A 7,521-nucleotide genomic window follows, 5' to 3' on the forward strand; every position below is an offset into this window, starting at 1 on the left:
CCGTCTGAGAACAAAGGGGCTGGTTTGGGTCTGGACAGTTTGGCGCTTCAACTGCTCAATGGGCTGAGCCACGCCACCACGCTTTTCCTCATGGCCTCGGGGCTGACGCTGATCTTTGGCGTCACCCGCATCGTCAATTTCGCGCATGGCAGTTTCTTCATGCTGGGGGCGCTGGTGTCGGCCCATGCGGTCACCCATTGGTGGCCTCAGCTGGGTGATTCGGCGCTGGGCTATGCCGGGGCCATGCTGCTGGGTGCTTGGGTGGCAGCGCTGGTGGGGGCGGTGGCCGAGGTCTTGCTGCTGCGGCGCATGCGGCGGGTGCCCGAGCTTTACCAATTGGTGGCCACCTTTGGGCTGAGCCTGGCCTTGCACGATGCGATGCAATGGTTTTTTGGCCCTGAAGAAGTCTTTGCCCCGCGTTTTCCCGGCCTCAAGGGGGCGGTTGAAATCGGCGAGGCGTATTTCCCGACCTGGCAGCTGTTCACTTTGCTCTTGGGGCCGCTGGTCTGGCTGGGGCTTCACCTCTTGCTCAAGCGCACCTTGTGGGGCCAGCGGGTGAAAGCGGCCACCCAAGACCGCGACATGCTCGACGCCTTGGGCGTGAGCCCGGCGCCCTTGATGCTGGGCGTGGTCATGCTCGCTTGCGCTTTGGCCGGCTTGGCGGGTGCCTTGCAACTGCCGCGCGAGCCGGCCAACTTGCAAATGGACTTGAGCGTGGTGGTGGAGACCTTTGTGGTGGTGGTCACTGGCGGTTTGGGCAGCGTGGGCGGCGCGTTTGCGGCGGCGGTGCTGATCGGTGTGATCCACGCCCTGGGGGTGAGCTTTGTGCCGCAGGCCACCTTGGTGCTGGTGTTTTTGACCATGGCCGTGGTGCTGGTGCTGCGCCCGCAAGGGCTGGCAGGCGCGCAGGTGCAGGCCAACCAACGCGAGGCGGTGACGGTGTTCTCGCACGCGCCCGGCGGCCGCCTGGGTGTGGCCCTGTGGGCGCTGCTGTTGGCGGGCGCTTGCTGGGCACTCGGGCAGGGCGACTACGCCCGAAGCTTGGCCGAGGATGTGATGGTCATGGCGCTCTTTGGCTTGAGCTTGCAGTGGATGATGGCTTTGGGGGGCTTGGTCAGCTTTGGCCATGCCGCATTTTTTGCGCTGGGCGCTTACGCTGCGGCCTTGACCCACCTGAGCTGGGGTTGGGGCCTGCTGCTGGCGCTGGCCAGCGGGGTGCTGGTGGCCTTGTTGGCTGCAGCCGTGTTTGGCGTGTTGGTGGTGCGCCTGTCGGGGGTGTATTTGGCCATGCTGTCCTTGGCGCTGGCGCAGATGGTGTGGGCGGGCGTGACCCAATGGGTCTCGCTCACGGGGGGCGACAACGGCCTGATCGGCTTGCGTTTGATCTCGGATGAAGCCAGGCCTTGGTTCGGCTTGGCCTTGGCGATCTTGTTGCTGGTCGCCGTGGCCTTGCTGGCCAGGGCCAGCCGGTCCAGCCGGGGCAGTGCCTTGCAGGCTTTGCGCGATGCCCCCTTGCGGGCGGCCGCCAGTGGACTGCCTGTGGCGGTTTTGCGTTACCAGGTGTTTGTCTGGAGTGCGGCGCTCGCGGGCCTGGCCGGCGGCTTGTGGGCTGCAGTCAAAGGGGCGGTGTTCCCCTCGGTGGCTTCGGTGGCCACGTCGGTGGATGCTTTGTTGGTGATTTTGTTGGGCGGCGTGCACCAGTTGTGGGGCGCGGTGCTGGGCAGTGCGATGTTGGTGTGGGGCGGTGCGGAACTTGGCCAAGGGCTGACGTATTGGCGCGGTGTGCTCGGCGTGGTGATCATGCTGGTCATGGTCTTGGCCCCCAGTGGCCTGGCCGGTGGTTTGCAGCAAGCAGCCCAATTTTGGCGCAGGAGGTCCGCATGAGTGCTTTGCAAGTGCAGGATCTCAAGCGCCACTTTGGCGGGGTACGCGCCTTGGATGGCGTCAGCTTTGAGCTGGCGGCAGGCGAGTGTGTGGCCTTGATCGGCCCCAACGGCGCGGGCAAGTCAACCTGCTTTGCCTGCCTGGCGGGGCAACAACAGCCGCAAAGCGGCCAAGTCACTTGGGCGGGGCATGCTTTGTTGGATTTGCCTCCCGCAGCCCGGCTGCAAAGGGGCGTGGCCCGCACCTTCCAGGTGGCGCAAACGTTTGAGGCCCTGACGGTGCTGCAAAACCTGCAGTTGGTGCGCTGCGCGGGGCAGCTGTCGTGGTGGGACCGGCTCGATCAACGCGGCCCACAGGCGGCCCAAGCGTTGCTCGAATCCATGGACTTGCAAGCACTTCGTCACGCCCTGGTGGCCGACTTGCCCTATGGTGCCAAAAAACGCTTGGAGCTGGCCATGGCGCTCGCCGGATGGCCCGACATGCAGGACGCTCCGCGCTTGCTATTGCTGGACGAGCCCGCCGCCGGCCTGGCGCCCGAAGAGCGTTCGGTCATGATGGCGCTGGTGCGCCAAGTGGCCGATTCGGGCGCCACCGTGCTCTACACCGAACACAATATGGACGCTGTTTTTGGCGTGGCCGACCGGGTGTTGGTGCTCATGCAAGGCCGCCTGGTGGCCGATGGCAGCCCCGAAGCCGTGGCGCAAGACCCCCAAGTGCGTGAGCTGTATCTGGGACGGGAATTCGACATCCAGACCTACAAGGCCTGAGACCTTGCGGCCTCCGCTGGCCGCTCAGGGTCTTGGGGTCGCCTCAACGCTGGCGCGTTGGAAGGTCACCACATGGTCCACTTCGGCGCGGATGCCGATCCACTCGCCCAGCTTGTGGTCGTGGTGGCTGGGCACATGGGCCATCAGCAATTGGCCCGTGGCCAAGCGCAGGGTGTAGAGAAACTCTGAGCCTCTGAATGCTTTGCGGATGATTTCCGCCTTCACCGGCGCGTCGTCGTCGTGCACGATGTCATCGGCCCGCAGCAGCACATCGCACTGGCCGCCTTCAAAGGCGTTGGGCAGGGCGCATTCGGCCACATCGCTCAAATCGCCCACGGGGGTGTGTACTACCACGTGGGTGCCGACTTCTTGCAGGGTGGCCGGGGCAAACACGCCGTGGCCGATGAACTCGGCCACAAAGCGGGTGCTGGGTCGGTGGTAAAGGCTGTAGGCGTCGTCCCACTGCTGAAGCTGACCCTGGTGCATCACCCCGATCACATCGCCGATGGCAAAGGCTTCGAGCTGGTCGTGCGTGACCAGCAGCGCGGTCGCGTTGGCCGCTTTGAGGATGTTGCGCACCTCGTGGGCCAGCCGTTCGCGCAAGTCCACATCGAGGTTGGAAAAGGGTTCGTCCAACAAGAGCAAATCAGGTTGAGGGGCCAACGCACGGGCCAAGGCCACCCGCTGTTGTTGCCCGCCCGACAGCTCATGGGGAAAGCTTTTTTCGCTGCCCTTCAGACCGACGAGGTCCAGCACCTCGCTCACGCGTCGCTGGCGTTCGGCGCGGGGCAAGTGGTTCAGGCCAAAGCCGACATTGCGGGCCACGTCCAGATGGGGAAACAGCGCGTAATCTTGAAACACCATGCCGATGCGGCGCTGCTCTGCAGGCTCGGTGTGCCCCGGCTCGCTGACCACCCGGCCTGACAGCACCACCTGGCCGCCCGACACCGGCTCCAGCCCCGCCACGGCGCGCAGCAAGGTGGTCTTGCCACAGCCCGAAGGCCCAATCAGCACCCCAATTTGACCCTTGCTCAACCCCAGCTGGATGCCTTGCACGGTGGGCGCATTGCGGCCTGGGTATTGGATGTCGAGGTGGTTCAGTGAGAGAAACATGGTTTGGATTGTAGGCAAGTTGGGCCCACAGCCGAGGCGGTTGTTGGCGAGTAGCCCCAGCAGCACAGGGCGTGGCTTCTACAATAGCTTGCAGTATGTTTCGCACTTTGACCCGTGGTTTGCCGGGTATCCCCTCTTTGCTCTTTGCCGTGCTGGCCCTGATTTTGGCGCTGCCGGTTTTGGCCGTGCTCGGCTCTTGGTGGCAGTGGGGCGGGGCCAGTGCCGAGATCCTGCAAGAGATGGCGCGCACCGTGCTGGCCGACTATGCGCTGACGTCGCTGGGCTTGTGCCTGATGGTCGCTGTGGGCGTGACGGTGCTGGGCCTGTGCACCGCCGCCTTGGTCACTTTGTTTGATTTTCCGGGGCGCAGCACCTTTGAATGGCTGCTGCTTTTGCCACTGGCCATGCCCGCTTATGTGGTGGCCTATGCCTACACCGACTTTTTGCAATTCAGCGGCCCCTTGCAAGTGAGCTTGCGAGATCTGTTGGGTCTGCAAGGGCGGCTATGGCCCGATGTGCGCAGCGTGTGGGGCGCGGCGCTGGTGTTCACCTTGTCGCTTTACCCCTATGTGTATTTGTTGGCCCGAACCGCCTTGGTGGAGCGGGCCGGTGGCTTGATGGAGGCGGCCCGCCTGCTGGGTGCGCCCCTGCCCAGGCGCATCCGCGCGATCGCTTTGCCGCTGGCGCGTCCTGCGGTGGCTGCAGGGGTGGCCTTGGCCCTCATGGAAACCCTGGCCGACTTTGGCGTGTCCAGTTACTTCGGCATCCAGACCTTCACGGCGGGCATTTACAAAGCTTGGCTGGCCATGGACAACCGCATCGCGGCTGCCCAGCTGGCGACCTTGCTGCTGGTCGTGGTGGTGGCGCTGCTCCAGCTGGAGCAGCGGGCCCAAAAGCGCATGCGTTTCAACCAGGCGCGTGGCTCTCGCCAGGGCGCTTCCGAGGCGCAAGCCGTCAAGCTGATGGGAAGCGCGCGTGTGCTGGCTTGGGTGCTGTGCGCATTGCCCGTGCTGCTGGGTTTTGTCCTGCCCGTGTTGATTTTGTGCCACGCCATGTGGGCCGAAGCTGTCGAGTTGCCCTGGTCACGCTTTGGTCAATGGGCCTGGACCAGTTTGCGTCTGGGGGCGTTCACTGCGCTGCTGGCCGTGGGCGTGGCCCTGGCTTTGGCCTTCAGTGTGCGCACCCGTGCCGACGCCCTGAGCCGCAGCGCCACCCAACTGGTGGGGCTGGGCTATGCCATCCCCGGTGCGGTGGTGGTGGTGGGCTTGCTGCTGCCCGTGGGTTGGATTCAACAGACCTGGCCGGCTTCTCAAGCAGGTGCCTGGATCACCGCCACGGCCCTGGGGCTGGTGTGGGCCTATCTGGTGCGCTTTTGTGCGGTGGCCCTGCAGTCGGTGCAAAGCGGTTATGCCCGCATACCGGTCAGCCTGGACGACACCGCCCGCACCTTGGGAGTGACCGGTTGGGGGCTGCTGCGGCGCGTGCACGCACCGCTGCTGCAACGCACCACGGTGGCGGCCATGCTGCTCGTGTTTGTCGATGTCATGAAAGAGCTGCCCGCGACCATGGTGCTCAGGCCCTTCAACAGCGACACCTTGGCCGTGGTGGCCTACCAATTGGCCCGTGATGAACGCTTGGGTGAAGCCGCCTTGCCTTCTTTGGCGCTGGTGTTGGTGGGCCTGATCCCCGTCATTTTGCTCAGTCGCACCTTGCGTCAGCCCCAGTCGTGAAGGGCATGTTGTGCTTGCCGTTGCCCATCTGAACGCTTGGTATGGCCCCGCGCAGGCGCTGTTCGATGTGAGTCTGCAGGTGGGCGAGGGCGAACTCGTGGTGCTGCAAGGCCTCAACGGAGCGGGCAAGTCCACGCTGCTGCAAGCCTTGATCGGCATCGGGCCGCAGGTTCAAGGCGACATCACTTGGGACGGACAAGCCATTCAGGCCTGGCCTGCGCACCGCCGCGCCCAAGCTGGCCTGGGCTTTGTGGCCGAAGACCGCAGGTTGTTCACCGGCCTGTCGGTGCATGACAATTTGTGGATCGCTGCCTTGGCCGAAGGGCAAGGGACACCGGCCGAGCGCTACGCCCGTGTGATGCAATTGTTCCCGCAACTTCAGCCCATGCTGCAACGCCCCGCCAGCCAAATGAGCGGTGGCGAGCAACAAATGCTGGCCCTGGCCCGTACCTTGATGACCGGCCCCCGATTGCTGCTGCTGGACGAGCCTTGCGAGGGCATCGCCCCGGTGCTGGTGGCGGCCATGCGCGATGCGCTGCTGCAATTGGCCCGAGAAGGCGTCACTTTGTTGGTGGCCGAGCAAAACAACATCCTCGCCGATCGGGCAGACCGTGTTCTGGTGCTGGTCAGTGGGCGGCTTGTCCCGCAGGCTTGATCCCGCCCATCACTTACACTGCCTCAAACCCCGAGCGGCCCCAGCCGCCAGAGACAAATCATGATCATCACCAGTCTGCTTGACACCGACCTGTACAAATTCACCATGATGCAGGTCGTGCTGCACCAGTTTCCGGGCGCGCAGGTCGAATACAAATTCAAGTGCCGCAACCCCGGCGTCGCGCTGGCCCCTTTTGTCAACGAAATCCGCCAAGAAATCCGCTCGCTGTGCAGCTTGAACTTCAAGGAGTCCGAGCTGCAGTACCTGCGCTCGCTGCGCTTCATCAAGAGCGACTTTGTTGACTTCTTGGGTTTGTTCAAGCTCAACGAGAAATACATCCAGGTGACGGCCCTGCCCAGTGGCGAAATCGACATCACCATCCAGGGCCCTTGGCTGCACACCATCCTGTTTGAAATTCCGGTGTTGGCCATCGTCAACGAGGTGTACTTCCGCAACACCCAGAAGGTGCCCGACCTGATGGAAGGCCGTCGCCGCGTGGACCAGAAGATTGCACAGTTGCAGGGCGCAGGACTGGAGACATTGAAGATCGCCGATTACGGCACGCGTCGACGTTTTTCAAGGGCCTGGCACGAGGAAGTGCTGCGCGTGTTGTCGGCCCGTTTGGGAACAGGCCCCCAAGGTCAGTTTGCCGGCACCAGCAATGTCTATTACGCCTACCTCTTGGGCCTGACCCCGCTGGGTACCATGGCGCACGAGTACCTGCAAGCCGCACAAGCTTTGGGCCCGCGTCTGCGCGACAGCCAGATTTTTGCTTTCGAGTCCTGGGCCAAAGAGTACCGGGGTGACTTGGGCATCGCGCTGTCCGATGTCTATGGCTTTAACGCCTTCTTACGTGACTTCGACTTGTACTTTTGCAAGTTGTTCGACGGGGCGCGCCATGACAGCGGCGACCCGTTCAGCTGGGGCGAACGCATGATTGCGCACTACCAGCACAACCGGGTGGACCCCAAGACCAAGACCCTGATCTTCAGTGACAGCCTGACCATTCCGCGCACCATTGAATTGTTCCAACAATTTCAAGGTCGCTGCCAGTTGGCCTTTGGTGTGGGCACCAACCTGACCAACGACCTCGGCTACGAACCGCTGCAAATCGTCATCAAAATGACCCGATGCAACGGCCAACCCGTGGCCAAACTCTCGGACACGCCCGGCAAAGGCATGTGCGATGACGAAAAGTATTTGGCTTATTTGCGCCAGGTTTTTGAAATTACCCCCAACGCCTGAATGGGGCGGATTCAAGGACGAACTGCAACACGGTTTAACGAGGCGTGAAACACCTCGTGTGGTGTCTTGAATCCCAGCCGCTTTCTGGGCCGGTGATTCAATCTGTTTTCGATCATAGTCAACTCCT

6 protein-coding genes and 1 pseudogene are annotated in these 7,521 nt (G+C 63.2%); 5 read left to right on the forward strand and 2 right to left on the reverse strand.

Annotated features, from left to right (window positions below; genetic code table 11):
• Positions 1 to 24: 24 nt before the first annotated feature.
• Both QLQ16_RS06470 and QLQ16_RS06475 read left to right on the forward strand, forming a co-directional pair.
• Positions 25 to 1,884: an ABC transporter permease gene (locus QLQ16_RS06470; protein ID WP_283223861.1), complete on the forward strand. Its 1,860-nt coding sequence runs from the start codon at positions 25 to 27 to the stop codon at positions 1,882 to 1,884.
• A complete protein-coding gene (locus QLQ16_RS06475) occupies positions 1,881 to 2,651 on the forward strand; it encodes an ABC transporter ATP-binding protein (protein WP_283223862.1) in 771 nt (256 codons plus the stop codon). Before QLQ16_RS06470 ends, QLQ16_RS06475 begins: the two co-directional genes overlap by 4 nt.
• Before the next feature lie 24 nt (positions 2,652 to 2,675).
• Here QLQ16_RS06475 and QLQ16_RS06480 read toward each other — a convergent pair whose 3' ends face one another.
• The gene (locus QLQ16_RS06480) at positions 2,676 to 3,764 is read right to left on the reverse strand and encodes an ABC transporter ATP-binding protein (RefSeq protein ID WP_283223863.1); all 1,089 of its coding nucleotides are present in this window, start codon (positions 3,762 to 3,764) and stop codon (positions 2,676 to 2,678) included.
• 95 nt (positions 3,765 to 3,859) lie between these two features.
• Here QLQ16_RS06480 and QLQ16_RS06485 point away from each other — a divergent pair, with 95 nt between their 5' ends.
• The 3 genes from QLQ16_RS06485 to pncB are packed head-to-tail and all read left to right on the forward strand — an operon-like array spanning position 3,860 to position 7,394.
• On the forward strand, positions 3,860 to 5,494 hold the full coding sequence (locus QLQ16_RS06485) for an ABC transporter permease (RefSeq protein ID WP_283223864.1): 1,635 nt from the start codon (positions 3,860 to 3,862) through the stop codon (positions 5,492 to 5,494).
• Positions 5,495 to 5,504: 10 nt separating this feature from the next.
• Positions 5,505 to 6,149: an ABC transporter ATP-binding protein gene (locus tag QLQ16_RS06490; protein ID WP_283223865.1), complete on the forward strand. Its 645-nt coding sequence runs from the start codon at positions 5,505 to 5,507 to the stop codon at positions 6,147 to 6,149.
• Between the two features lie 60 nt (positions 6,150 to 6,209).
• Entirely contained in the window at positions 6,210 to 7,394 is a 1,185-nt protein-coding gene (gene pncB / locus QLQ16_RS06495; protein WP_283223866.1) for a nicotinate phosphoribosyltransferase, read from the forward strand.
• A gap of 11 nt (positions 7,395 to 7,405) precedes the next feature.
• Here the strand turns inward: pncB and QLQ16_RS15805 are convergent.
• Positions 7,406 to 7,521 (reverse strand): annotated as a pseudogene (locus QLQ16_RS15805) (IS30 family transposase); the annotation flags it as partial.

The organism is Limnohabitans lacus (assembly GCF_030053395.1).
GTDB lineage: Bacteria > Pseudomonadota > Gammaproteobacteria > Burkholderiales > Burkholderiaceae_C > Limnohabitans_A > Limnohabitans_A lacus.